The organism is Mycobacterium sp., from assembly GCF_004298145.1.
Lineage (GTDB): Bacteria > Actinomycetota > Actinomycetes > Mycobacteriales > Mycobacteriaceae > Mycobacterium.
Genome location: NZ_SCRH01000030.1, coordinates 128,737 through 153,002, shown reverse-complemented (window position 1 = coordinate 153,002; position 24,266 = coordinate 128,737). Strand labels below are relative to the sequence as shown.

Annotated in this window: 23 protein-coding genes and 1 pseudogene; 9 read left to right on the top strand and 15 right to left on the bottom strand. The window is 67.7% G+C overall.

All coding sequences use genetic code 11. From position 1 onward, the window contains the following. Positions 1-58: 58 nt before the first annotated feature. Positions 59-1,294, bottom strand: a complete 1,236-nt coding sequence (locus EPN51_RS11185; protein WP_293042039.1) for an MFS transporter — start codon at positions 1,292-1,294, stop codon at positions 59-61. Positions 1,295-1,412: 118 nt separating this feature from the next. Further along, entirely contained in the window at positions 1,413-1,703 is a 291-nt protein-coding gene (locus EPN51_RS11180; RefSeq protein ID WP_293042036.1) for a metal-sensitive transcriptional regulator, read from the bottom strand. A gap of 120 nt (positions 1,704-1,823) precedes the next feature. Here EPN51_RS11180 and ilvD point away from each other — a divergent pair, with 120 nt between their 5' ends. Beyond that, positions 1,824-3,536: a dihydroxy-acid dehydratase gene (ilvD, locus tag EPN51_RS11175; RefSeq protein ID WP_293042033.1), complete on the top strand. Its 1,713-nt coding sequence runs from the start codon at positions 1,824-1,826 to the stop codon at positions 3,534-3,536. 83 nt (positions 3,537-3,619) lie between these two features. Here the strand turns inward: ilvD and EPN51_RS11170 are convergent, their stop codons facing one another. Beyond that, positions 3,620-4,057 carry an SPW repeat protein gene (locus tag EPN51_RS11170; protein ID WP_293042030.1) on the bottom strand — a complete coding sequence of 146 codons (438 nt, stop codon included), beginning with the start codon at positions 4,055-4,057 and terminating at the stop codon, positions 3,620-3,622. 132 nt (positions 4,058-4,189) lie between these two features. Here EPN51_RS11170 and EPN51_RS11165 point away from each other — a divergent pair, with 132 nt between their 5' ends. Beyond that, entirely contained in the window at positions 4,190-5,173 is a 984-nt protein-coding gene (locus tag EPN51_RS11165) for a nitronate monooxygenase (RefSeq protein WP_293042027.1), read from the top strand. Between the two features lie 2 nt (positions 5,174-5,175). Here the strand turns inward: EPN51_RS11165 and EPN51_RS11160 are convergent, their stop codons facing one another. After that, on the bottom strand, positions 5,176-5,832 hold the full coding sequence (locus EPN51_RS11160) for an O-methyltransferase (protein WP_293042024.1): 657 nt from the start codon (positions 5,830-5,832) through the stop codon (positions 5,176-5,178). Between the two features lie 156 nt (positions 5,833-5,988). Between EPN51_RS11160 and EPN51_RS11155 the strand changes: the two genes are divergently transcribed. Then, positions 5,989-6,135 carry a metallothionein gene (locus EPN51_RS11155; RefSeq protein ID WP_293042022.1) on the top strand — a complete coding sequence of 49 codons (147 nt, stop codon included), beginning with the start codon at positions 5,989-5,991 and terminating at the stop codon, positions 6,133-6,135. Between the two features lie 41 nt (positions 6,136-6,176). Here the strand turns inward: EPN51_RS11155 and EPN51_RS11150 are convergent, their stop codons facing one another. The 4 genes from EPN51_RS11150 to EPN51_RS11135 all read right to left on the bottom strand — a co-directional run bounded on the left by EPN51_RS11150 (position 6,177) and on the right by EPN51_RS11135 (position 10,525). Beyond that, positions 6,177-8,294, bottom strand: a complete 2,118-nt coding sequence (locus EPN51_RS11150) for a beta-glucosidase (RefSeq protein ID WP_293042020.1) — start codon at positions 8,292-8,294, stop codon at positions 6,177-6,179. Beyond that, positions 8,291-8,803: a TIGR04338 family metallohydrolase gene (locus EPN51_RS11145; RefSeq protein ID WP_293042017.1), complete on the bottom strand. Its 513-nt coding sequence runs from the start codon at positions 8,801-8,803 to the stop codon at positions 8,291-8,293. Before EPN51_RS11145 ends, EPN51_RS11150 begins: the two co-directional genes overlap by 4 nt. Continuing rightward, positions 8,800-9,549, bottom strand: a complete 750-nt coding sequence (locus EPN51_RS11140) for a DUF2786 domain-containing protein (protein ID WP_293042014.1) — start codon at positions 9,547-9,549, stop codon at positions 8,800-8,802. Before EPN51_RS11140 ends, EPN51_RS11145 begins: the two co-directional genes overlap by 4 nt. 142 nt (positions 9,550-9,691) lie before the next feature. Further along, positions 9,692-10,525, bottom strand: a complete 834-nt coding sequence (locus tag EPN51_RS11135) for an alpha/beta hydrolase (RefSeq protein ID WP_293042011.1) — start codon at positions 10,523-10,525, stop codon at positions 9,692-9,694. Positions 10,526-10,556: 31 nt separating this feature from the next. Here EPN51_RS11135 and EPN51_RS11130 point away from each other — a divergent pair. Next, a pseudogene (locus EPN51_RS11130) lies at positions 10,557-11,638 on the top strand (sigma-70 family RNA polymerase sigma factor). A gap of 13 nt (positions 11,639-11,651) precedes the next feature. Beyond that, the gene (locus EPN51_RS11125) at positions 11,652-13,076 is read left to right on the top strand and encodes an alpha/beta hydrolase domain-containing protein (protein ID WP_293042008.1); all 1,425 of its coding nucleotides are present in this window, start codon (positions 11,652-11,654) and stop codon (positions 13,074-13,076) included. 53 nt (positions 13,077-13,129) lie between these two features. Here the strand turns inward: EPN51_RS11125 and EPN51_RS11120 are convergent, their stop codons facing one another. Beyond that, a complete protein-coding gene (locus tag EPN51_RS11120) occupies positions 13,130-14,263 on the bottom strand; it encodes a dihydrodipicolinate reductase (protein ID WP_293042006.1) in 1,134 nt (377 codons plus the stop codon). A gap of 73 nt (positions 14,264-14,336) precedes the next feature. Here EPN51_RS11120 and EPN51_RS11115 point away from each other — a divergent pair, with 73 nt between their 5' ends. From EPN51_RS11115 to EPN51_RS11100, 4 genes are all read left to right on the top strand, one after another. Next, entirely contained in the window at positions 14,337-15,215 is an 879-nt protein-coding gene (locus tag EPN51_RS11115) for a MarR family transcriptional regulator (RefSeq protein ID WP_293042306.1), read from the top strand. Between the two features lie 25 nt (positions 15,216-15,240). Next, positions 15,241-15,966: a pirin-like bicupin family protein gene (locus EPN51_RS11110; RefSeq protein WP_293042004.1), complete on the top strand. Its 726-nt coding sequence runs from the start codon at positions 15,241-15,243 to the stop codon at positions 15,964-15,966. 57 nt (positions 15,967-16,023) lie between these two features. Then, positions 16,024-17,409, top strand: a complete 1,386-nt coding sequence (locus tag EPN51_RS11105) for a YhgE/Pip domain-containing protein (RefSeq protein WP_293042002.1) — start codon at positions 16,024-16,026, stop codon at positions 17,407-17,409. A 79-nt stretch (positions 17,410-17,488) separates the two neighbouring features. Beyond that, a complete protein-coding gene (locus EPN51_RS11100; protein ID WP_293042303.1) occupies positions 17,489-18,598 on the top strand; it encodes a phosphodiester glycosidase family protein in 1,110 nt (369 codons plus the stop codon). Positions 18,599-18,674: 76 nt separating this feature from the next. On the opposite strand, the gene EPN51_RS11095 is transcribed toward EPN51_RS11100, so the two are convergent. Genes EPN51_RS11095 through EPN51_RS11070 form a run of 6 tightly spaced genes read right to left on the bottom strand, consistent with a single transcriptional unit; the run spans position 18,675 to position 24,207 of the window. Next, a complete protein-coding gene (locus tag EPN51_RS11095; RefSeq protein WP_293042000.1) occupies positions 18,675-19,361 on the bottom strand; it encodes a mammalian cell entry protein in 687 nt (228 codons plus the stop codon). Continuing rightward, positions 19,328-19,882: a mammalian cell entry protein gene (locus EPN51_RS11090; protein ID WP_293041998.1), complete on the bottom strand. Its 555-nt coding sequence runs from the start codon at positions 19,880-19,882 to the stop codon at positions 19,328-19,330. Before EPN51_RS11090 ends, EPN51_RS11095 begins: the two co-directional genes overlap by 34 nt. Beyond that, a complete protein-coding gene (locus tag EPN51_RS11085) occupies positions 19,879-20,850 on the bottom strand; it encodes an RDD family protein (RefSeq protein WP_293041995.1) in 972 nt (323 codons plus the stop codon). The genes EPN51_RS11090 and EPN51_RS11085 overlap by 4 nt, the downstream gene beginning before the upstream one ends. After that, a complete protein-coding gene (locus tag EPN51_RS11080) occupies positions 20,847-21,527 on the bottom strand; it encodes an Mce protein (RefSeq protein WP_293041992.1) in 681 nt (226 codons plus the stop codon). The genes EPN51_RS11085 and EPN51_RS11080 overlap by 4 nt, the downstream gene beginning before the upstream one ends. Beyond that, entirely contained in the window at positions 21,497-23,047 is a 1,551-nt protein-coding gene (locus tag EPN51_RS11075) for an MCE family protein (RefSeq protein ID WP_293041989.1), read from the bottom strand. Before EPN51_RS11075 ends, EPN51_RS11080 begins: the two co-directional genes overlap by 31 nt. Further along, the gene (locus tag EPN51_RS11070; protein WP_293041986.1) at positions 23,041-24,207 is read right to left on the bottom strand and encodes a virulence factor Mce family protein; all 1,167 of its coding nucleotides are present in this window, start codon (positions 24,205-24,207) and stop codon (positions 23,041-23,043) included. Before EPN51_RS11070 ends, EPN51_RS11075 begins: the two co-directional genes overlap by 7 nt. Positions 24,208-24,266: the final 59 nt, after the last annotated feature.

Here is a 24,266-nt window from a genome sequence, read left to right as displayed (position 1 = left end):
CCATCGACGGTGCGCCGCGACACCAAAACCGCCGTGGTTTAGCCGATGTCCTGGGCGTTTATGAATTGCGTGAGCTTGCCGGAGCAACGTCCAGGATCCGCCGGTTGGCCGCGATGCCGACCAAGGCCACAGCCATCAGGATCGCCGAGGCGATCAGCATCATCGTGACGCTGCGCTCATAGAGCAGGCCGCCCGCCAGCGAGCCGGCCATGATGCCGACCTGAAACGCCGTCACGTAAAGCCCCGACGCCCCGTCGGGGTCGTCGGCCCCGTTGCGCATCGCGGCGGATTGCATCATCGGCGATACGGCGGTGGCCATGGCTCCCCACAGCACGATGGCGGCGGTGCCGATCAGCGCGGTCATCGCGCCGGATCGACCGCCGAAAGCCAGCGCGGTCAGCACCACGAAGGCGGCCGTCAAACCGGTCATGCACAGGATGACCGCGGTCTTGGGCCGATGGTCCAGCGGCCGCGCCACCAGCGGCACCGACACCAGGCCGGCCAGTCCGTAGGCGGCCAGCACCCAGGCCAGATTCGGCCCGCGCACCCCGAGCACGTTGCGGATGAGCTCGACGATGAACGTGTAGGACACGAAGTGCCCGGTGACCGCGATCATCGCCAGCACGCTCACGGTGATCAGCCGCGGGTTGCGGTGATGGCGGGACCGGGGTCCGACGTGGGCCAGCTGGTCCTCGGTGAGCACCATCTCCGGCAACATCAGCCGGGCGGCGACCGTGACGACGGCGGCCGCGACGGTGACGCACACGACGGCCAGGCGCCAGCCCCACATCAGGCTCAGCGCCGCGGTCAGCGGGCTGCCGACGACCAGCGCGAGGCTGGTGCCGACGTAGATCGACATGGTGGCGCGCCCGGCGTGGCTGGGCGGCACCAATCGGATCGCGATCGGTGCGATGACCGACCACAGCAGGCCGTGGGTGAGCGCGCAGAGCACCCGCCCCGCGGCCAGCACCGCGAAATTGGGCGCCAGCGCCGAGATGAGCTGCGAGGCGGTCAGGCAGGTCAGGCTTGCCACCAGCACACGGCGGCGGGGCAGGTGCGCGGTCCAGCGCACCAGTGGAATCGTCGTCAGTGCCGCAACCAGGGCATACCAGGACAGCAGGGTCCCGACCAGGACCAGGCTGACGTGCAGGTTGCGGGAGATCGCCGGCAGCGCACCCACCGGCAGGATCTCGGCGGTGACGTAGGTGAAGGCCGCGGCCGCGAGGATGGCGAGCTGAGCCGCGATCCGTGGCGTCCACGTTCGCGCGGCTGCGTTGGTGGTTTCGGCAGTCATCACAGTTATCGCTTGGGTGTGCGCAATCGGCCGAGCAACGCCGCGGGGGTCACGCTCCCTAACCGTACGCACACCGGCTACCGGTTCATCCAACTTGGCGTGGCAACACGCCCTGCGCTCAGGAGCGAACCAGGCGTGCGATGGCGGCGGAGGCCTCGGTGAGCTTGGTGTCGGCCTCGTCGCCTCCCTCGGCGAGCGCGCGGGTGACGCAGTGGCTCAGGTGCTCGTCGAGCAAGTTCAGGGCGACCGAACGCAAGGCGCTGTTGGCGGCGCTGATCTGGGTCAGCACGTCGATGCAGTACTTGTCTTCCTCGATCATCCGGGCGATGCCCCGCACCTGGCCCTCGATGCGCCGCAGCCGCTTGGCGTAATTGTCCTTCTGCTGCGAGTACCCGTGTTCGTTTGCCATCTGTATTTCACCCCTGCCGATACGCCTACCTGCCGCCGCGTGGCGCCAATCCCACCTTATACCCCATCGGGGTATGACCCCGGAAATCGGTATCGGGACTGGCCAGCGCATACTTGAACGATGCCCACCACCGATTCGGCTCCAACCGCCGACATCAAGCCGCGTAGTCGTGACGTCACCGACGGCCTGGAGAAGGCCGCCGCCCGTGGCATGCTGCGGGCGGTAGGCATGGGAGACGAAGACTTCGCCAAGCCGCAGATCGGGGTCGCCTCGTCCTGGAACGAGATCACGCCGTGCAACCTCTCGCTGGACCGGCTCGCCAAGGCGGTCAAGGAGGGCGTGTTCCAAGCGGGCGGCTACCCGCTCGAGTTCGGCACTATCTCGGTGTCCGACGGCATCTCGATGGGCCACGAGGGGATGCATTTCTCGCTGGTGTCGCGCGAGGTGATCGCCGACAGCGTCGAGACGGTGATGCAGGCTGAACGCCTCGACGGCTCGGTGCTGCTGGCCGGCTGCGACAAGTCGCTGCCCGGGATGCTGATGGCCGCCGCGCGGCTGGACCTGGCCTCGGTGTTCCTCTATGCCGGTTCGATCCTGCCCGGGGTCGCCAAGCTCTCCGACGGCAGCGAGCGCGAGGTCACCATCATCGACGCGTTCGAGGCGGTCGGGGCCTGCGCCCGGGGACTCATGCCGCGCGAGGACGTCGACGCCATCGAGCGTGCGATCTGTCCCGGCGAGGGTGCCTGCGGCGGCATGTACACCGCCAACACGATGGCCAGCGCCGCCGAGGCGCTCGGCATGTCGCTGCCGGGCAGCGCGGCGCCGCCGGCGACCGACCGCCGCCGCGACGGGTTCGCGCGGCGCAGCGGCCAAGCCGTCGTCGAACTGCTGCGGCGCGGCATCACCGCCCGCGACATCCTCACCAAGGAGGCGTTCGAGAACGCGATCGCGGTGGTGATGGCGTTCGGCGGCTCCACCAATGCGGTGCTGCACCTGCTGGCCATCGCCCACGAGGCCGACGTCGCGCTGACGCTCGACGATTTCAGCCGCATCGGGTCGAAGGTTCCACACCTGGCCGACGTCAAGCCGTTCGGCCGCCATGTCATGTCCCACGTCGACCACATCGGCGGCGTGCCGGTGATGATGAAGGCGTTGCTGGATGCGGGCCTGCTGCACGGTGACTGTCTGACGGTGACCGGCGCGACCGTGGCCGAGAACCTGGCCGAGATCGCCCCGCCCGACCCGGACGGCAAGGTGTTGCGGGCCATGAGCGATCCCATTCACCCGACCGGGGGGATCACCATCCTGCGTGGATCATTGGCGCCCGAGGGCGCGGTGGTGAAGTCGGCCGGCTTCGATTCCGACGTGTTCGAGGGCACCGCAAGGGTTTTCGATGGCGAGCGGGCCGCGCTGGACGCCCTGGAGGACGGCACCATCACCAAGGGTGACGCGGTGGTGATCCGCTACGAAGGCCCGAAGGGCGGCCCCGGGATGCGGGAAATGCTCGCCATCACCGGGGCGATCAAGGGCGCCGGACTCGGCAAGGACGTGCTGTTGCTGACCGACGGCCGGTTCTCCGGCGGGACGACCGGCCTGTGCGTCGGCCACATCGCGCCCGAGGCGGTGGACGCCGGACCGATCGCGTTCCTGCGCGACGGCGACCGAATCCGCCTGGACGTCGCCAACCGCGTCCTCGACGTACTGGCCGATCCGGCCGAATTCGATTCTCGGCGAACGGGCTTCACGCCGCCCGAGCCGCGCTACAAGACCGGCGTGCTGGCCAAGTACGTCAAGCTGGTCAGCTCCGCCGCGATCGGCGCCGTCTGCGGCTAGTCAACGTTCGGCGCGAGCGCGCGCAGAATGCCTGCGCCACACGGCGTGCCGCGTACACACACGCACGCTCGCGTCGTCGTCGATCAGTGGGCGGCCGTGGCGCGCGTACGCATGCCGAAGTAGGTGGCGTTGAGGCCCAAGAACGTCAACAACGCACCCGCGACGACATTCGACCAGGTCATGCCGGTGGTGAGCACGACGTCCGGCAGGATCCACGTCGACACGATGACCCACCCGCCGAGCACCGGCAGCGTCCACGTCATGCCGTGCGCACGGTCCAGGGTCGTCGCGAATCCGTACGCCAGGAACGCCACCGCGATCCCGGCGATCAGGTCAGACGTGGCGAGCGATCTCGTCGCGCTGAATCCCACGATCCACGGTGACGCGGCCACATACAGACCCGCCAGCAGAGCCAGGCCGAAGGTGAAATGCGCACTCATCGACTCGGCAACGCGCTCATAGCGGGCGCGCAGCGCCAACAGATCCGGGTGGTGATCGATTGATGAATGGACTGTACTCATTTTTGTGACCTTTCTGTTATGCAGCAAGCCCGTTGTGTGACAAGCACTGTGAGCCGGACTGCACCCATCCATCCGCCCTCAAGATTACGCCCGATCGCTGCCCAGTTCGAGAAACCGCGTACTGTCTTGGCCATGGACCTCGCGGATCGATTGCGGCTCGATCACCCGGTGGGACAGGCCGGTATGGGCGGTGGGCTGGCGGGCGCACCGCTGGCCGCCGCGGTCGCCCAGGCGGGCGGGCTGGGCACGCTGGGCATCGAAACCCCCCGGCGGCTGCGAGCGTCGATCGATCAGGTGCGCGAACAGGCGCCGGGTCGGGCCGTCGCGGTAAACCTGTTGCTGCCCTTCGTTCATCGCGGCCACGTCGCGGCATGTGTCGATGCCCGAGTTGACGTGGTCGTGTTGGCGTTCGGCGAGAAGCGGGGCCTCGCCGAGCACCTGCGGGACGCCGGGATCTTCGTCTTCGGGATGGTGGGCACCGAGGCCCAGGCGCGTGCCGCGATCGCCTGGGGCGCCGACGGTTTGATCGCTCAGGGACGGGAGGCGGGCGGGCACCTCGTCGGGACCATGCCGGCCCTGGATTTCCTGCCGCACGCCCTGCGCGCGGCCGCGGGGCGGCCGGTGTTTCTGGCCGGCGGCATCGCCACCGCCGCGGACAGTCGCGCCGCGCTGGACGGCGGCGCCAGTGGCGTCATCGCCGGCACACGATTCCTGTTGACGCACGAGGCCAACGCGAGCCGCGAGTATCAGCGACGAATCATGCGGGCGGACAAGACGATCGAAACCAACCTGTTCGGCCTGAGCTGGCCGCTGCGTCACCGGGTGGTGCCGAACGAGGCCACCCGCCGATGGTGCGGCGCGGACGGGAGGGCGAAGGCATTGCCGGCCGCCCTCAACGCGGCCAGCCGCCCCCTGTCGGTGCTGAGCCGTTTCGATGCGGGCACACTGATGCGCCTGCAGTCGCCGGCCCGTCCGTTCTTCACACCGCTGACACCGGTGGCCGGGGTACCCGATTCCTGGCTGGACAGCACCGCCCTGTACGCGGGTGAAACCGCGCTGCGGATCGGCGAACTCACCTCCGCCGGGCAAGCGGTCGCCGACCTGTCCCCGCGCTGACGCTACCGCACCAGGGCCAACGCGAAGCCGTCCCAGTGTTTGGCCCCGACCGTCTGGATCACCGCGGTGTCCAGGCGCGGGTGCTCACCCATCGCCTGCAGCGTTTGGCGGGTCGCCCGCACCCGGGCATCGCCGGAATCCGGGAGCAGAATCTGGCCGTCGCGAATCACGTTGTCTACCACGATGACTGCGCCGGGGCGGCCCAGCCGGACGGCCCACTCCAGGTATGCGAGGTTGTTCTCCTTGTCGGCGTCGATGAAGATCAGATCGAACGGGCCGGTCACCGTCGGCAGCGTATCCAGTGCGGCCCCGACGATCACCTCCACCCGGTCGGCGAGGCCGGCGCGCTCCAGGTTGCCCCGCGCAACCTCGGAATGCCTGGGCTCGTATTCCAGCGTCACCACCCGTCCCTGCGGGCCGGCGCCGCGCGCCAACCAGATGGTGCTGAAGCCACCCAGGGTGCCGATCTCGAGGATGCGCCGCGCACCGATGGCGCCGGCGAGCAGGCTCAAGAACTTTCCTTGCTGCACCGAGACCGCGATCGGCGGTAATCCGGCCGCGTTGCTGGCGTCGAGCGCCGCGTTCAACGACGGATCGTCGCCAACCACCGTCCTGTCCAAGAATGCGTCGACGTCGCTGGGGGTTGGTTTGTCGGTCATGGCGCCAACGCTAGCCGCGCCCGGCGGTGCTCACACGAACGGCCGGCCCGCCACGGAACCTGACCGCGGCCCTTGTGCATACCCACCGGGGGTATATAGTGAGGGGGCGGCCGAACCGCGCCGCGAGAGTCACACCAGGAGAAAAGGGTGAGTCAAATGGCAACTTACGAGGCCGGGACCCTGCTGACATGCGGTCACGAAGGCTGCGGCTGCCGTGTTCGCGTCGAGGTCCCCTGCCATTGCTCGGGTGCGGGTGAGCCGTATCGCTGCACGTGCGGCGACGCGCTGACCCCCGTCGAGTAACGCGTCGGGCCGGTCGTACGTTCGGGCTCGGCCTGGGTCAATCACCGCCCGAACGTACGGCCGGTCAGCTCGACGACGGCAGACAGCCGCATGGCCGTCGCCGAAATCCCCACCGCCGCCGTATAACCGCCCGGCTCGATCCGCCAGCTTGTGACGTTGCCGTCGTAGCGGGCGAGCAGGCGCGGATCGGCCTCGATGGTCACCCGGCGGGTCGCCCCCGGTTCGAGCTCGACCCGCTCGAATCCCAGCAGCCGTAGGCACGGTCCGCCGGGCGATGCCGTCACATACAGCTGCGGCACGTCCGCCCCGGCGCGATCGCCCGCGTTGACGACGCTGAAACTGGCGGTGATGGTCGTCCCGCCGCTGACCACCAGGTCACGATAGTCAAACCTGGTGTACGACAACCCATGACCGAGCGCGAACATCGGGACGTGGCCGCGGCCGGCGAACCAGCGGTAGCCGACCTCGGCACCCTCGAAATAATCGATCGTGGTCGCCGTACCCCACGGTTCGCCGAGGTCGGGCGGCTGCGGGCGAGGTGTCTGGCCGAGATCGACCGGAAAGGTGATCGGAAGCCGACCCGACGGATTCACCCGCCCGGTGAGGATCTCGGCGATCGCCTGGGCACCGGCCTGACCCGGATACCATGCTTGCACAACGGCATTCACCTCGTCCCGCCACGGCATACTCACCGGATTGCCGGTCTCGAGCACCACCACGGTATTGGGGTTGGCGGCCGCCACGGCGGCGATCATCTCGTCCTGGCCCCACGGCAGCGACAGGTCGGCCAGGTCGTATCCCTCCCCTTCCGCGCGAATCGCGAACACGATCGCGATGTCGGCGCGCTGGGCCGCCAGCACGGCCTCGGCCGCACTGACGCCGGGGTCGAACTCAATCTGCGTCTGCGGCAGCTGTTTTCGCAGCTCCTCAATCGGAATCGACGGCAACAGGTACAGGTTGCGCAGCCCGGCCTCCAGCCCCACACCGCCGATCGGGACCACGCCCGCGTAGCCGCCCCGGGGCACGACGGTGCTGGAACCGTAACCGGCCAACACACCGAGGTGCGCGTACCCGCCGATGACGGCGATGCGCATGCGCGACTCGGGCGCCAACGGAAGTAGCCCCCGGTTGATCAGCAACACGGTCCCCTGCCGCGCTATGTGCAACGCAACCTCGTTGTGCGCGGCCAGGTCCGGTGTCGGTACCGCATCGGTGCGGTCGATACCCACGGCGAACATGGACCGCAGGATCCGGCGGACCATGTCCGACAGGCGCTCCCTGGGCAGCCTGCCGTCGGCGTACGCGTCGCGCAGCGGCGCCCCGAAGGTCTCGGCCTGCCACAGCAGCGCGTCGATCTGGGCCCCGCATTCTTGGTCGAGGCCGCCCAGCGCGCACTCCCAGCTCGGGGTGGAGCCCCAGTCGGACATGACCCAACCGCGATACGCCCAGGCGCCCTTCAGCACCTCGTTGATCAGGACATGGTTCGCCGCGGCGTAGCCGCCGTTGATCTTGTTGTATGCGGTCATCACGGCGCCGGGCTCCGCCCGTTCGATCGCGATCTCGAAGGCCAGCAAGTCGGATTCGCGGTGCGCGTCGGGATCGATGACCGCGTCCACGAAGTGCCGGTTGGTTTCGTTGCAGTTCAGCGAGTAGTGCTTGACCGTCGAGATGACACCCTGGCGCTGGATGCCGTCGATCGACTCCGCGATCATCGTGGCGGTCAAAAGCGGGTCCTCGGAGAGGTATTCGAAGTTGCGGCCGTTGCGCGGGTCGCGCGCGAGGTTCATCGCCCCCGCGAGCTGCACGTTGAACCCGCGGCTGCGCGCCTCCCGGCCGATCACCTCGCCGGCGGCCCGGGCCAACGACGGATTGAAGCTGGCCGCCAGCGCCAGCCCGGCGGGCAGCGCGGTGGCCGTGTCACCCGGCCGGTAGCCGGGGTTGGTGACGCCCAGGCCGGCATCGCTCATCAGCAAGGGGGGAACGCCGAGGCGGGGAACCCCGGGCACGTATCCCGCGCTCATCGGCGTGCCCGCCGGGATGCGGGCGTCGCGCACCGGCCACATGTCACCGGCCCCCATCACCGCGACCAGCAGCGAGAATCGCTCGTCGTCGGTCAGCTGGGCTTCGATCTCGCGCGCCCGGTCGTCGGGACCTGTCACCGCACACCCTCTTTGGCGTAGACGACGCGCAGCACATGCCCCAGTTCGGGTCCCATCACCAGCTCCGTCAACTCACAGATCGTCGCAACGAACTCGGGGCCGTGCGGCGGCTCCGCCTGGCACAAATGATGCGCCACTTCGTGCAGCATCACCAGCTCGCGCAGCGCCCAGTCGGCGGTATCGCGGTCGGGAACGGCGATAACGCCTGTGCCGTCGTGGTTTTCGTAGTGCGCGGCGGTGGCGGCCCGCCGCGGCCGGACCCGCAGCGGCGCCACACGCGGCCATCGTCGCCGCACCGCAGGCAGCGCCAGCACGTCGTCCACGTAGCGCTGGGCGGACGCCACCGAGCCGAATCGGCCTTCCGGCGGCAGCGTCAACTGCGTGCCGAAGAAGTCCACGGCGGGTGAGCCGTGCTGGGCGGCGCGGTCAAACAGCGTTCGGACGAACTCCTCGGCCGCATAGACCCTGGAGCGTTGAGAATCCCGCTGTGGCGGGTTCCCCGCAGTCACCCGCTCAGCGCGCTCCGCGCCCCGGGGAGCTCGGGGCTGCTGCCTAGCCGCGCTCGCTTCCCGGCCCGATCGCCGGCCCGCCGCGCCGCCGAGGAATACCCGGCCGAAGCCCGACTGGCTTGCCAGCTGCCACGCGCCTTCGACGCACTGCGGTAGTAGTCCACCAGTTCAACCTCCTTGTCCCGCAAGGCGATAGCAGTGCCCGGAGCGCTCCGACGGTCCTTGGTGGCATCGTGGCGGGCCTGATTGCGGGCCTCGGCCAGACGCTGGCCGACGCGCGTCCCGAAGGCCAGCTGAAAGTTGAGCCTGGCGGTGATCGTCGGCGTGGGACGATGCGCACCCGAGGCGAGGTAGGCGTCCGACGCGCGCACCATTTGCACGACCAGGCTGGCGTACAGGGCGTGGCTGGCGTCGATGTCCTCGGCGAACCCGTAGGCGTACACGAACGTCGAATTCGATGCGATATCGCAACGCACGTCGTTGGCCGCCGCGATCAGCACGAAGAGCTGAACATACGTCCGTAACCCCTTGGCGCCCGCAGCGCCGATGGTGATGGTGCGCTGGGTCGGGGCTTGGGCCGCCGAGCGCTGGGCCGCATGGGAGCGCGCCACCGCCAGATCAATGGATGCCGCCGTCGCCAGCCGTTGCGCCGCGCTCATGAACGCATCGGCCTCGTGGGTGTTGTCGGTGCCTTCGGCCTGACGCAGCAGTGCGGCGATGCGCGCCAGCATTTTGTCGTCACTCAACTGCGCCGCCTCCTCATCGCTTCGCGCCCTGCATCGTCGCCGGCGTCACTCAATAGCGCCGCTCCTCCTCATCGCGTCGATCTGCATCGTCGCCGGCGTCACTGAATAGCGCCAAACTACGGGAGCGGTCCGACACTCTCGCTCACAGCCGAGCGGTGATCCAGGAGACGACGTCGCCCAGCACCTGCTCGCGCTCGGGTTCGTTGAAGACCTCGTGATACAGGCCGGGATACACCTTCAGTTCGACGTCGGTGGACCCCACGCATTCGACGAGGCGCCGGCTGCCGGCGGCGGGGATCAACCGGTCCTGCTCCCCGTGCACCACCAGCAGCGGCGCGGTCAGGGCCGGTGCCCGCTCCGGCATGGTCTCGCCGACCTGCAGTAACGCGCGGCCGATGCCGGCCGGCACCTTGCCGTGGTACACCAGCGGATCGTCTTTGTAGGCCGCCACCACCGCGGGGTCCCGGGATATGGCGTCGACGTCGAGTTCTTGCGCGGGCAGTCCGGGCACGACGGCGCCGAGCACCTTGGCGGCCAGCGCCAGGAGCGGCGATACCTGATCCTGGGCTGCCACCGCGGGCCCCGACAGCACCATCAGGTCGTAGTTGTCCGGGCGTTCGACGCCGTAGGCGAAGACGATCCCCCCGCCCATGCTGTGGCCCAGCACGATGCACTTGAGGCCGTGGTGTTCCCGGGTGGCGATACCGACCAGGGTGTCGAAGTCGGTCGTGTACTCGCGGATGTCGCGCACCAGCACCCGTTTGCCGCCGGAACGGCCGTGCCCGCGATGATCCAGCGCATAGGTGACCAGGCCGGCCTCGCCGAAGCGCTGGGCGACGTGGTCGTAGCGGCGGGCATACTCGCCGAGTCCGTGCGACAGCACCAGGACCGCCCGCGGCGCCGTCTCGGGGGTCCAGACGTCGTAGACGATGCGCACACCGCCGAATCCGTCGAAACTGCGCTCGGTGCGGTTCACTGGGAGGTCCTAGTCATCAGGGTGCAGCGTAATGGCCGCTGATGCGGGCCGTGTTTGCGGACACTGCGTAGGCTCTTGCGGATGAGCTCCCCCGCAAGCGGGTGGCACCGCCACCCGGCGGAATACTCGGCGCCCACTCCGCAGGTGGGGACCGATTTCTCGGCGCAGGCCGAACCGTATCGCCGCGAACTGCTCGCCCACTGCTACCGGATGACCGGGTCACTGCACGACGCCGAGGACCTGGTGCAGGAGACGTTGCTGCGGGCCTGGAAGGCCTACGACCGTTTCGAACGCAGGTCCTCGCTGCGGACCTGGCTGCACCGCATCGCCACCAACACCTGCCTGAGCGCGCTGGAGGGGCGAGGGCGCAGGGCGCTGCCGGTGGGCCTGGGCGGCCCCAGCTCGGACCCGACCGCCGAGCTGGTCCAGGGCCGCGAAGTGGCCTGGCTGGAGCCGCTACCGGAGTTGACCGATCATCCTGCCGACCCGTCGGTCGTCGTCGGATCGCGTGAGTCGGTGCGGTTGGCGTTTGTGGCTGCGCTGCAATATCTTCCGCCACGGCAGCGGGCAGTGTTGTTGCTGCGCGACGTGCTGGGTTGGCGCTCCGCCGAGGTGGCCGAAGCGGTCGGTACCACCACGACCGCCGTCAACAGCCTGCTGCAGCGGGCCCGGTCCCAACTGGACGCCGTCGGCCCCAGCGCCGATGACCAACTGGCGCCGCCGGATTCGCCGGAGGCCCAAGACCTGCTGACCCGCTACATCGCCGCGTTCGAAACCTACGACATCGACCGCTTGGTGGAGTTGTTCACCGCGGAGGCGATCTGGGAAATGCCGCCATACCTCGGCTGGTATCAGGGTGCGGCGGACATCGTCACGTTGATCCATCAGCAGTGCCCGGCCGAGTCGGGTGGCGACATGCGGCTGCTGCCGCTGGTCGCCAACGGCCAGCTTGCCGCGGCCATGTACCTGCGCGCCGGCGACATGCACGTCCCCTTCCAGTTGCATGTGCTGGATGTGCACGGCGAGAAGGTATCTCACGTGGTGGCCTTCCTCGACGACACCCTGTTCGCGAAATTCGGGCTACCCGGTTCGCTGCCCGCGGGTCACAGGTAGGAAGGATGTGCGCATGACGAGTTCCACCGTGCAGGTCACGGCCGTGCCCGGCAAACCACTGCTGCTGCTGAGCGCCTATGACCTCGCCGGCGTGGGCTACCGGGTCGAGGAGTTCTTCGTCTCCGCGACGGCCTCGTCCTACACCCCGGTGACCGAGCTGACTTCCGACGGACGATGGGACGTGACGCCTTCGGGCGCCGCCGATTTCACGACCCGGATCGTGGTGTTGACGCCCAGCGATCCGACTCGGTTCAACGGGAGCGTGCTCGTCGAATGGCTCAACGTGAGCGGCGGCATCGACGCGCCCGCGGTATGGATGATGGCGCACCGCGAAATCATCCGCGCCGGTTACGCTTACGTGGGGGTCTCGGCGCAGCGGGTGGGGGTCGAGGGAGGCGACAGCCTGCTCGGTGCGGACATGTCGCTGAAAAGCCAGGACCCGCAACGGTATGCGGCCCTGAATCACCCCGGTGACGCGTTCTCCTACGACATCTTCTCCCAGATCGGTGGCCTCCTCAAAAGCGCTGAACATCACGCCCTCGTACGGGATCTGCCCGTCGAACGCCTCATCGCGCTGGGCGAATCGCAGTCGGCGATGTACCTCACGACCTATATCAATGCCGTCGATCCGCTGGTCCGCAGCTACGACGGCTTCCTCGTCCATTCCCGTTTCGGCCCGGCCGCCCCGCTCGATGGAAGTTCCATCTTCGCGGAATCCGAAGCGTCGCAGGCGGTTACCTTCCGCCCCGACCTGCGCGTTCCGCTGCTGACGGTCATCACCGAAACCGACGTCTTCGGCGGTGCCCGAGAGGGCTACTACTTCGCCAGGCAGCCCGACAACCCACGGCTGCGGGTCTGGGAGATCGCCGGCGCCGCCCACGCCGACAACTACACCATTCAGGTCGCGTTCATCGACAGCGGCTCGGCGCCACTCGAGGACATCGTCGCCGCCTACACGCCGACCAACATGCTGATGGGCCAGCAATTGGCGCACTGCATCAACTTCGGCCCGCAACATCACTATGTGGTGCAGGCCGCGCTCGCGGCCCTGAACACCTGGGTCGCCACCGGCGAACCGCCGCCGGGTGGCGAGCCCCTCGAGGCCCGCGAAATGCAAGGGCCGCAACCGGTTCTGGATGGCAACGGCCTCACCCGCGGCGGCGTCAGAACCCCATGGGTGGACGTGCCGATCGCCCGGACCTCGGGACTGGGCGGCTCGGACGGCGACACTGAAAGCATCATGTCCATGATTTTCGGCTCCGGAGAGCTTTTCGATGCCGCCACGCTGCGCCGGCTCTACCCCGGCGGAGGCACGGAATATCTGGACCGCTTCACCGCCGCGCTCGACGCGGCGATCGATTCCGGGTTCGTCCTGCCGGCCGACCGCGCCGAGATCCTGCAGCTCGCCGCCGCAACGTATCCCGGCGAGCGGCCTTAGGTCCGATTGCCCGGCTCCTCACTCGCGCCGTTCCGGCGCTCGCCGTCGCCGCGCTAAAACAGTCGGCTGTCCGGCGCCGGTCCCGGCACCGGGCGAAGGAGGCCGGCCCCGGTGGTCAGCGGTAGATCCAGCGCCGACAGTAGACCGGGCGGGGCCGCGCACACCGCGGGGATGACATTGACCATCCGCGAGGCACCCGCGATGCGCGCCCCGAGATCGTGGTCGCCGTCCTCGGCCATCTCGAATTCGCACCGCATGCTCGGGGACCCCTCGATCTCCACGCGGTACAGACCGCGGCCGGACGCCATGCCATAACCGAGATCCTTCGGCGGAATGCAGATGCGCGGCTGGGGCCAGTCCGGGGCGATGTCGTCGCGCATGCGCGTCACGTGGTCGAGGGTGAATGTCGGTTTCCCGCCGACGTAACCGGTCAGCGTCGAGCGCATGGCCGCGATCGTTCCGGCCGCGATGTGACCCGTCGGCGTGTCGAACGATTCGCCGGCGGGAATCCGCTCGTTGGCCTCCTCGATGTCGTCGATCTTGACCCCCAGCCCGGCGGCGAGCTGATGCAACACCGGCCCCCAGCCGAACGTGAACACCCCGGGCGTGGCCGCGAACGCCGGATACTCCGGCGGTTGGCCGAACCCCAGGATCTCGTACACGGCGGATTGATCCGGGTAGGTGGCGTAGTTGAACATCTCCGTCACCCGGACCGATTCGATCACCCGCGACACACCGGTAAGAACCAGCGGCAGAACGTCATTGGCGAACCCGGAGTCGATGCCGGTGGTGAAGAACGACACCCCGGCATCCAGCGCGGCCTGGCGCAGCGGATCCGTGAACGCCCCGTCGACGGCGTCGGGAAAGACCAGCGGCACCACCGAACACGACACCACGTTCTTTCCCGCCCGCAGGATCGACACCATGTCCTCGACGGCTTCCAGCGGCCGCAGGTTGGCGCCGGCGGCATACACCACCACGTCGGCGTCGCCGGCGAGCATGGCCGACGGGTCCTGGCTGGCCAGGACGCCGACCGGCGCGATGCCGCACAACTCCCCGGCATCGCGGCCGGCCTTGGTATCGCTGTGCACCACAACGTTGACCAGTTGTAGCTGCGGATGGTCGATCACCCCGCGCAGGGCGACCACGCCCATGGAGCCCGGCCCCCAGACTCCCACCTTTAACACGACAACCTCCTATTATTAGGACGTTTATCCTTGTATTTGGGACGGATCGTAGGGAGGTGGCATGGATACGTCAATGGCCGAGACGCGGGGCGGATCGAGCGCCAAATCACCGCCCACGGCGCGTGTGATGGATATCCTTGGCGCCCTGGCGGATTCGCCCGGTGGACGGACATCTGCCGAGTTGGCGAAAAGCTGCGGGATCAGCAGCTCGACCTGTGCCCTCGTGCTGGCCGAGCTGCAAAGGCGCGCCTGGGTGGCGCGGCACGGGGATCGCCGCTACGTGCTGGGCAGCGGATTGTTCGGACTGGTGCACGGACTGCGGGAGCAGTTTCCGCTGCTGGACCGCGGGCGTGACGCGCTGGGCTTCCTGCACGACACGCTCGGCGCGGGCTGTTCCATGTCGAAGATCGGCGCCCGGCACCTGACCACCGTCGACACGGCCGGTCACGGCACCGACGGGGAACACGCTGTGGGCCAGCGTTTCCCCATCGACCCGCCATTCGGTCTGGTCGCCATGGCGTGGCGCGACGACGATTTCGTCCACGCCTGGTTGCATCGCGTGATGCCCCGGCTCACTCGCGCCGAAATCCTGGAACATCAACGGGTACTGGGCGATATTCGAGCCCGCGGCTATGGCGCCTGGCGGTTCGACGATACCCACCGGTCGCTGCACGATCGGCTGGCGCAGTTGCTGGCCTCGCTGGAGCCGACCGCCCACGTCACTCGCCAGCTCACCACGCTGATGACGATGGTGACGCTGCAGTCGGTGACCGACATCCTCGAAACAGACTTGAGCACCGTCGAATTCGTCGTATTGCCGATCTTCTCCCCTAATGGCCAGCCGGAGTACCAGATCGAGATCCACCTCGGCCACGCAACCGGGTTGACCTTGCCCGAACTCGACGCCGCGCTCGGTCATGCCCAAGCGCTGCTTACCGCCGCGGTCGTCTGAGCGGGCCCAGGATTACGCTGGGGACATGTCTGCCACCATGGAGATCCGGCGCGCCGCCAATCGCGCCGTCACCACCACACCCTGGTTGACCTCCCGGCACTCGTTCTCCTTCGGCGACCACTACGACCCCGACAACACCCACTACGGGCTGCTGCTGGTCAATAACGACGACATCGTTTCCCCGGGAGCGGGATTCGACACCCACCCGCATCGAGACATGGAAATTGTGACCTGGGTACTGCGGGGCGAACTGTCCCACCACGATTCCACCGGCAACCGCGGGATCATCTATCCCGGTCTGGCACAACGCATGTCGGCGGGCAGCGGTATCCTGCACTCCGAGCGCAACGACTCCCCCAGCGAGCCGGTCCATTTCGTGCAGATGTGGGTGGTGCCCGACGAGTCCGGTATCGACCCGAGCTACCAGCAGCACGAGATCGACCAGAAACCGTTGGACGGCAACCTTGTGACGATCGCCTCGGGCATGCCCGCCCACGATGCGGCCATCACCCTGCACAATCGCAACGCCGCGCTGCACGGCACACGCCTGCGGCCCGGGGCGGCCGTCAGCCTTCCGCGGGCGCCCTACCTGCATGTTTTCCTGGCCCGCGGCCAGGTCAGCGTCGAAGGGATCGGGGATGTGAACGAGGGCGACGCCGTGCGATTCACCGACGCCGACGGCCGCCGCGCGGCGGCGAACGAGCCATCGGAGCTGCTGATCTGGGAGATGCACGCGAAGCTGGGTGACTGAGACCATAGAGGGCCGGCGACTGAGCCCATAGAGTGGGCACGACAGACAGGAGCCGGCATGCCTCACTCGCACCCGCGGCACGCGGCGCCCAACCCCGACCGAAACATCAAGGCGATCCGCACCGTGCGGTTCTGGGCGGCACCCCTGGTCATCACGTTGGCGCTGATGTCCGCGCTGTGCGCGCTCTACCTCGGCGGCATCCTGAACCCCTCGACCAATCTGCGCCATTTCCCCATCGCGGTGGTGAACGAGGACGCCGGCCCCGGGGGCGCCCAGATCACCGATCGGCTGGTCAATGGGGTGGACAAGAACAAGTTCGACGTACGGGTGCTCTCGCGTAGCGAAGCCAAACGGCAACTGGACACCGGCGAGGTGTACGGCTCGGTGGTGATACCGCCCAGCTTCTCGTCCAAGCTGCGCGACTTCGCGACCAGTGCGGTGCTACCCGCCCACGCCGAACGGCCGTCGATCACCGTCTCCACCAATCCACGCGCGGGCACACTCGGCGCGAGTATCGCCGGCCAGACCCTCAGCATGGCCATGGGCATGGCCAACGGCATAGCGGGACAACGGGTTATGGCGGAGGTGGCGGCGCAGACCGGTGGCGCGCCGCTGGCGGGTGCGGCCCAGGTGGGCCTGGCCGCCCCCATCGAAATCCACTCGGTCGTCTACAACCCGCTGCCCAACGGCACCGGGAACGGATTGTCCGCCTTCTATTACGCGCTCCTGCTGCTGCTCGCCGGATTCACCGGCAGCATTGTGGTCAGCACGCTGGTTGACGCGCTACTCGGTTACGTGCCGGCCGAATTCGGCCCGGTGTATCGGTTCGCCGAGCAGGTCAGGATCTCGAGATTCCAGACGCTGCTGCTCAAGTGGGCCATGATGGTGCTGCTCGGGCTGCTCACCTCGGCGGTGTATCTGTGGATCGCCGACGGGTTGGGTATGCCCATCGATCTGAGCTGGCAACTCTGGGCGTTCGGCGTGTTCGCGATCGCCGCGGTGGGTATCACGTCCAGTTCTCTGCTCTCGGTGCTGGGTACGGCGGGGATGCTGGTCAGCATGCTCATCTTCGTGATCCTCGGCTTGCCGTCGGCCGGGGCCACGGTGCCGCTGGAGGCGACGCCGTCCTTCTTTCGCTGGCTGGCCGAATTCGAGCCGATGCACCAGGTTTTCCTGGGTGCCCGATCGCTGTTGTACTTCGGTGGCCGCGGGGATGCGGGGCTGGCCCAGGCGCTGACGATGACGTCGGTGGGCCTCGTCATCGGGCTGCTGCTCGGCGGCATCGTCACGCACCTCTACGACCGCAAGGGCTTTCACCGGATTCAGGGTGCGGTCGAGTTCGCGATCGCTCAGGAGCACCAGGCTCAACACAAAGCCCGCCGCGGCAAGCAGGCGGAGCCGGCCGCCACCGAACAGTCTGAAAGTTCAAGCGAGCAAACGTAATTTGCGCGTGGCCCAAGCGTCATCGGGTCGTTACCTTTATTGACAGTGTGACTGCTGGGGCTGATGATGTTCGTGTTGCATCCAGATCATGGCCGAAAGGGCGATCGTGCTGACCCGACGCGCCAGCTTCCGCCGGCTGGCGGCGTGCTGCACCGCCCTCATCGCCTGCTTCACGCTGGCCGTCACCTCGGGGCAGCCCCTCGCGCGCGCCGCTGACGGGCGCGATCTGCTCGCCAACGCCATCGGCAGCACCCGCGGCTCCTACCTGGTCTACAACTTCGGTCCCGGCCACTCCGCGCCGATGCTCAACGCGGGAGGCAGCTGGTATGAGATGAACAACGGCGGCCATCTGATGATCATCAAGAACGCGGCGGGGCGGCTCTCGCCGCACCTGCTGGTCGATACACACCAGGGCGACCAGGCCCGCTGCGAAAACAATCCCGGCGCCCGCACCGGCGAGGGGCTGTGGCAGGCCTCGGAGCTCTACGCACCGCTGCAGGCCTGGCAACGCATGGGTCAGCCGACGATCGCGATCAACGCAAACTTCTTCGACGTGCGCGGGCAAAAGGGCGGCTCGTGGCGCCAGACCGGCTGCAGTTCACCGTTGGGTGCCTTCGTGGACAACACCAACGGCCGGGGCCGCGCCAACCAGGCGGTCACCGGCACCCTGGCCTACCCCGGCAAGCAGGGTCTCTCCGGCGGCGGCGAGAACTGGAGCGCGCTGACGACGATGATCCTGCCGTCGGGTGGCGCACCGTATGTGGTGTGGCCCAAGACCAAAAAGGACTACGACGCCGCCACGCCGGTAGTCCAGGACCTGCTCAACAGGAACGAGAGGTTCGTAGCGGTGTCGGGGATCGGGCTGTTGGCACCCGGTAACACCGGACAGCTGAACGACGGCGGACCCAGCGCGGCGCGAACGGCCCTGGCCTACGCCAGGCAAAAGGACGAGATGTACATCTTCGAGGGCGGCAACTACACGCCGGACAACATGCAGGACCTGTTCCGTGGGCTGGGCAGCGATAACGCCGTGCTGCTCGACGGCGGTGGTTCATCGGCGATCGTGCTGCGCCGTGACACCGGCGGCATGTGGGCCGGCGCGGGCTCACCCAGGGGATCGTGCGACACCCGCCAGGTGCTCTGCGACTCCCACGAGCGGGCGCTGCCAAGCTGGTTGGCCTTCAATTAGCAGCTGCCGCAGCGGTTTTCGCAGCGACGGAACTCGACCTGAGGATCCGCAGGCTCGTCGCTATCACCGCCGAACGCTAAGCCTTCGGCGTCAGATCCAGCGACGTGATCGTGGTCATTCTGGTCACCAGCCAGCTACTCTTTGACCGCTTCATGAACAGCCGGTAGGACAGGTACTTCAACGCCGGCACGTTCTTGGTCAACGGACTGGTGGACGTCGTGTTGGTGTAGACGATGACCACGGCGTCGGAGTCGCCGAGCGATTCCACCGCCGCCCCGGTGACCTGGGTGCTGTTGGTGATCTTGGCCTGCTTGTTCGGCGCCACGATGGCGTCGACGAATTTGCGGTACTGCGCCGCGAAATCGCCGCTGAGATAGGCGGATGCGCGGTCGGCCAGGCTGTCCATGTTTTCCGGGGTGTAGGTCCACAGGGTGGTGATCGCGTTGGCCGCGGTCCGTGCGACGTTGAGCTTCGTTTCGGTGACGGCCCGGTCGGCCAGATACGGCTGTACCATCGCGCCGGCGAATCCGGCGGAGCCGACGAAGAGCACGGCGGTGACCATGGCGACGATGGCCCACGCCTTACCCGCCAACCGTCTTTTCCGTGCAGGGGCGGCCGGCGGCGTGTCCGTCGCCTGTTCTTCGGCGTCCTCGGTGGCCTCGGGATCGACGTCGTGGGATGCCGCGGCGGTCGCCTCGTCCTCGGGGGCCGCTGGGGTCTGCGCGGCGGTCAGATCACCTGCTGCAGGTTGCTGATCTTCCACTTGTTCCCTTCCTGCGTCGCGGTTGCCGTCCAGCGATTGGCGTTTTCCAATACCTGTTTGTCATCCGGTGACTTCGTGGTGATGGCCGTGGCCACCATGACATTGGCGCTGCCATCGTCGTTCCATCGCTCCAGGCCGGCGCCGAGGACGCTGCCCGTGGCCGGTTCGGCCCGGGCGATCTGGAGCAGGATCTGGTTGGCGTTCTTCTCGTACTGCTTGGCGAACTCGCCGGTCGCCTGGGCCAATATGCGGTTCACGTAGTCGTTGGCGTGATAGGGGTCGATGGAGGTGAACTGCGTCATGAAACCGGTCACGTAGCCCAGCACCTCGCGGTCTCTCGACGCTGCCCGCGCCCGGGATTCGTGGGAGACCCACACCAGCGCGCACACGGTGATCGCCGCCACCATCAGCACCGCCGCGACCGTGCTGGCCAACGGCATCATCCATCCTCGCCGCGGCGCGACGGGCCGCTCGACGAGCAATGGCCGCTCACCGGGCGCGAATTTGCGGCGCGGGCTCATTTGCCGTTCCCGGGCGGTTTCGGCTTGGACAGCACGGCGAGATCATCGACGCGCCAAGCGTTCCCGCCGTCCTTGGCGAAGCTCACCCGCACGGTTGCGCTGATGTAGCGCACCTCGGGTGCCGCGCCGCGCCGGCCCTGCATGAACATCAGCATGGTCGCCCGGCTCGGCGCCGCCGACTCGATCGAACTGTTGATGACCCAGTACTCGTTGATGACCGGGTTGCCCTTCTGCACGAGGTCCTGCTGGGCCGCGAGCTGGGCCCGGTATTTGTCGGTCGCCAAGGACAGGGCCCGGGTGAAGTCGTCGTGCAGCGACTTGGGGTCGTACGTCAGCATCTGGGCCACGATTTTCGGTCCCTGCGTGGCGATCTGGGCGCGAGTCTGATCGCTCGCCCGCTGCGGGGCGTACACCGCCCAGTAACTCATCGCGGCACCACCCAGGCACAGCACCGTCGCGCCCAGCACCGCGGCCGCGGCCCAGCGCCGGACCTCAGGCCGCGCCGTGTCCGGTTGCAGGCACCGCGCCTCGGTGCGCGCGGCGATGTCGGCGAACGTGCGGCGGCGCGAATCCCATAGTGGCCATAGCCATCCCACCACCGATGCGGTATCGAGTAGATGGGCGACATCACGCAGCAGCAGCGTCCACGGTCCCGGAACGTCACCGCCGCGCCGCGTCACCGCGATGCCGACCAGGGCGCGGCCCAGGCTCCACCCGGTGATCGTCGGCAACAACAGCCGATTGACCAACACCAGCAGGACAACGGCCCCGATCACGCAGATACATGTCCACCACCACACGCCACGCACCGGCACGCTGAACGACACCAACGCCAGCGTCGTCACCACCGCGGCCCCCGCCACCACGTCGATAACGAAGGCACCGACACGGCAATGCCAGGGCGCCAGAGCATCCCGCCGTGACTCCTGGACATCCGTGGGTGCAGTCTGCTCGACCACCACCGTCACTTCGTCACCTGGTCGAGTTTGGAGATCTTGTACTGACCCTCCGCGAGAGCCATTTTCACCCGCAGGCGGTAGCCGGCTTCGTTCTGCGTCTGATCGCTGGCCACCTTGACGCGAAGCGCGACAAGGATATCGATCGAACCGTCGGGATTGTTGCGCTCGACCGCCGCCCGCACATCCGCCACCTGAACGTGGATGTTCGCGGCCTGATACGCCTGGATCAGCATGCCGGTGTACACCAGGGCCTGCGCGCGGAAAGCGTCTGTGCCGCAGTCGATGATCTTCTGCTCACTCGCGGTCATCGCGTTGGTGTCGGGCGCTTGGGTCGCCGAAACGCAATCCAGCGCCGCCTGCAGCGCCGTGGCATCGTTGCGGGCGATCGCCTGGCTTTGGTCGTGGTAGCGCAGCGCGAGGTAGCCCCCCGCCCCGATGGCGCCGGCGCATAGCACCAACACCGCCGCGATGGCGGCCAGCCACCCGCGCCCCACCCGCGACGGACCGCGTGGGGTGGCCGCGCCGGGCTCGCCGGATTCCACCGGATCCTCGGAAGCACCCTGCGGACCGGTTTGCTCGGCTCCGTTCTCGGGTGCCGTCGAATCCTCGTCCTTCTCTTGGGTGCTCAACGAATCGTCGTCCGTGGCGATGGGGTTCAGCCGGCTGGCGCCAGCATCTCCTTCCATCCGTCGTCTCCTGTTCTGGTCGAGTTCTCGACGGAGTATTTAACTCCGTCTGGCCCTACCAGTTCACCGCTTTGGGGACTGTAGACCGCCGTGGGAGGCCCGCCGGGGGTGTAGACACACGGGTTCGGCTGCTGGCCGTTGCACTGCACGCTACCCGACCCCGGCCGCGACAACGGATCGCTGACCGGCGGCGGTGTCCCCGCGACCCGGTCCGACGGGGCGGGGTTCACCCCGTTGTTGATCGACGGCGCGGGGATCACCATGCCGGGGCGCACCGACTGATCGCATCGCGCTCCCGGCGCGGGGCAGGTCAGGATCTGGTTGGGGTCGCCGTACCACGGGTTGGTTCCCGCCGGAACGTACGGCTTGGGGTCGCGGCACTCCCGCGGCGTGGCCGCCCGTTTGCCCGGGACATCGACGCAGGGGATGTTGCGCGATCCACGCACCACGTTGGCCGGGGTTTCCATCGGGATCTTGCAGTAGGTGCCCGTCGGCAGCGGCTGGAGGCTGGTGTCCGCCGGGGACCGCCACTCCGCGGCCGGCGTGAAGCCGGTCAAACACGGCGGCGGCTGGTTGATCGACAGCGCCAGGTCGAGCGCGGCCATGTTCGGGTAGGGCGCAGCCACCGTCTGGGCGATCGACGCGCCCTGCGGAAGGAACACCAGGACCTGCTCGAGGCCGGTGTGGTAGCGCTTGAGCATGTCGAAGACGACCTCGAAATTGGCCAGCGTCTGCGGCAGCGAATCCCGGACGTCGCCGAAGACGTCGTTGATCTGATCGGCCGTCGGCGCCGCTTGGCGCAGCACGCTTTTCAGATGCTGGTCCTCCTGCGCGGACTGGGCGGCCAACGTGTTCAGGTTGCGCGCCCAGCGCTCGATGTTGTCGCCCGATTTGACCTGGCTGTCCAACACCGGGCCGGAATTCTCGATGATGTCGTTGACGTCGGTGATCTGGGTTTTGAAGTCACCGACGATCGCCTGGGTGGAATCGACCAGGCGTTGCAGGGCGGGACCCAACCCGCCGACGGATTGCGCCGTCTCGTCCAGCAGCGTGCCGATCTTCTCCTTGGGCAGTGCCGACAGGCCGCGGTTCGCCGTGTCCAGGGCCGGCCCGATCTCGGCGGGCACCGTGCCCTTGGTGATGGTCTGCCCGGATGACAGGTATTTTCCGGGGTTTCCGGTCGATGTCAGATCCAGGTACTGCTCACCGACCGCCGAGACCGAGTGCACGTCGGCCGTCGCGTCGATCGGGATCTTGTAGTGGCTGTCGATACTCATGGTGGCCTCGACGCCGTGCTCGGTCGGCTCGACATCGGTGACTTTGCCGATGGTGATGCCGCGATAGGTGACATTCGCCGTGGGGTACAGCCCGCCCGAGGCGGGCAGTTCGGCCTTCAACGTGTACTGACCGATGCCCATCAGGCTCGGGATCTGCAGGTAGTAGATACCGAGCACGAGCAGCGAGATGACGGTCAGGATCCCGAACGCGATCAGCTGGCGTCGGATGAAGGAAGTCAGCATTGGCTTCTGTCCGCCCTTTCCACCAGCGGTCCACCCGGGGCGTCATTCGGGTTCGGCGTGTAGCGGACGTCGGGGATCATCGTCTCCGGGTCACGCCCGAACGACTGCTCGAGCGCCCGCAGTGCTCCCGACAATCCGGTCCCGGTCAGGAACGCGTTGTCGACGGCGCTGTAAGTCACGTCCAGCGTCAGCGTCACATTGATGAAGTCACCGCGGAACAGCTTGGGAACGGTGTCGATGTCGAACGGCTGAGTGAGGATCAATTTCAGCGCGCCGATCAGATACGGCGCGCCACGGCCGAGCTCCTTGAGCGGGCATTGCAACGCCTGCAGATCCTGGTGCAACGGGCCGCGCGCCTCCGACAGGTACTGGTCGGTGGCCTGGCTGAGCCGTCCCACCGAATCGACGGCGTTGATCAGCAGGTTTTTGGTGTCGGCGAAATGCTTGATCAGCGGCGGGACGTCGGTGAGCACCCGGTCCAGGACGTCGGCCCGGCCACCCACGTAGGTCAGCAAGCGGTTGGTGGAGTCGATGGCGTGGGTGATGTCATCGCGCTGCGCGTTGAGCTGGGTGGTGAAGGTGTCCAGCTTGCCCAGCAAGGACCGGATCTGGTCTCCGCGCCCGTTGAAGATGTTGTAGACCTCGTTCTGCAGCACCTCCAGGTTCGGGATGCCGCCGCCACGCAGGATCAGCGACAGGCTGGCCAGCGTCTGCTCGGTGGTGGGATACGACGACGAATTCTTCAGCGGAATCGTGTCGCCGTCCTTCAGCAGCTCGGGCGACGGATTCGGCGGTGCGGCGAGCTGGACGTGCTGAGAACCCAGCAGTGAGGTCTGGCCGATCTTGGCGGTGGCGTTCTTGGGCAGCTTGGTGTGCTTGTCCAAGCCCAGCGTCAGGGTGGCCACCCAGTTCTTCAGCTGGATGGCCTTGATCGAGCCGACGAACACGTCGGCCACCATCACCTTGGAGTTGCCGTTGATCGCCAGGGTGTCGGGCACCTGCACATAGACGGTCATCGAGCCCGAGCCGCTGCCGGGGCCGCCCGGAATCGAGACGTTCGAGATGCCCTTCCAGCCACACGAGCTCAGCACCATCGCGGTCACCAGCAGCACCAGCCCCTGCCAGGACCGGTGAAGGATCGGCCTCGTCCCGCGCCTCACTGGCCCTCGGTTCGGCTTGCTCCTCGCGCGCACCGCGCTCGTCACGCGCCTCACTGGCC

What these genes read in the sequence shown, in the direction of transcription:
- EPN51_RS11180 (WP_293042036.1), bottom strand. Translation starts at nt 1,703, where the DNA reads ATGGCAAACGAACACGGGTACTCGCAGCAGAAGGACAATTACGCCAAG.
- EPN51_RS11075 (WP_293041989.1), bottom strand. Translation starts at nt 23,047, where the DNA reads ATGCTGACTTCCTTCATCCGACGCCAGCTGATCGCGTTCGGGATCCTG.
- EPN51_RS11090 (WP_293041998.1), bottom strand. Translation starts at nt 19,882, where the DNA reads ATGAGCCCGCGCCGCAAATTCGCGCCCGGTGAGCGGCCATTGCTCGTC.
- EPN51_RS11115 (WP_293042306.1), top strand. Translation starts at nt 14,337, where the DNA reads ATGGCCGAGACGCGGGGCGGATCGAGCGCCAAATCACCGCCCACGGCG.
- EPN51_RS11110 (WP_293042004.1), top strand. Translation starts at nt 15,241, where the DNA reads ATGTCTGCCACCATGGAGATCCGGCGCGCCGCCAATCGCGCCGTCACC.
- EPN51_RS11080 (WP_293041992.1), bottom strand. Translation starts at nt 21,527, where the DNA reads ATGGAAGGAGATGCTGGCGCCAGCCGGCTGAACCCCATCGCCACGGAC.
- EPN51_RS11170 (WP_293042030.1), bottom strand. Translation starts at nt 4,057, where the DNA reads ATGAGTACAGTCCATTCATCAATCGATCACCACCCGGATCTGTTGGCG.
- EPN51_RS11160 (WP_293042024.1), bottom strand. Translation starts at nt 5,832, where the DNA reads ATGACCGACAAACCAACCCCCAGCGACGTCGACGCATTCTTGGACAGG.
- EPN51_RS11125 (WP_293042008.1), top strand. Translation starts at nt 11,652, where the DNA reads ATGACGAGTTCCACCGTGCAGGTCACGGCCGTGCCCGGCAAACCACTG.
- EPN51_RS11185 (WP_293042039.1), bottom strand. Translation starts at nt 1,294, where the DNA reads ATGACTGCCGAAACCACCAACGCAGCCGCGCGAACGTGGACGCCACGG.
- ilvD (WP_293042033.1), top strand. Translation starts at nt 1,824, where the DNA reads ATGCCCACCACCGATTCGGCTCCAACCGCCGACATCAAGCCGCGTAGT.
- EPN51_RS11105 (WP_293042002.1), top strand. Translation starts at nt 16,024, where the DNA reads ATGCCTCACTCGCACCCGCGGCACGCGGCGCCCAACCCCGACCGAAAC.
- EPN51_RS11155 (WP_293042022.1), top strand. Translation starts at nt 5,989, where the DNA reads ATGGCAACTTACGAGGCCGGGACCCTGCTGACATGCGGTCACGAAGGC.
- EPN51_RS11165 (WP_293042027.1), top strand. Translation starts at nt 4,190, where the DNA reads ATGGACCTCGCGGATCGATTGCGGCTCGATCACCCGGTGGGACAGGCC.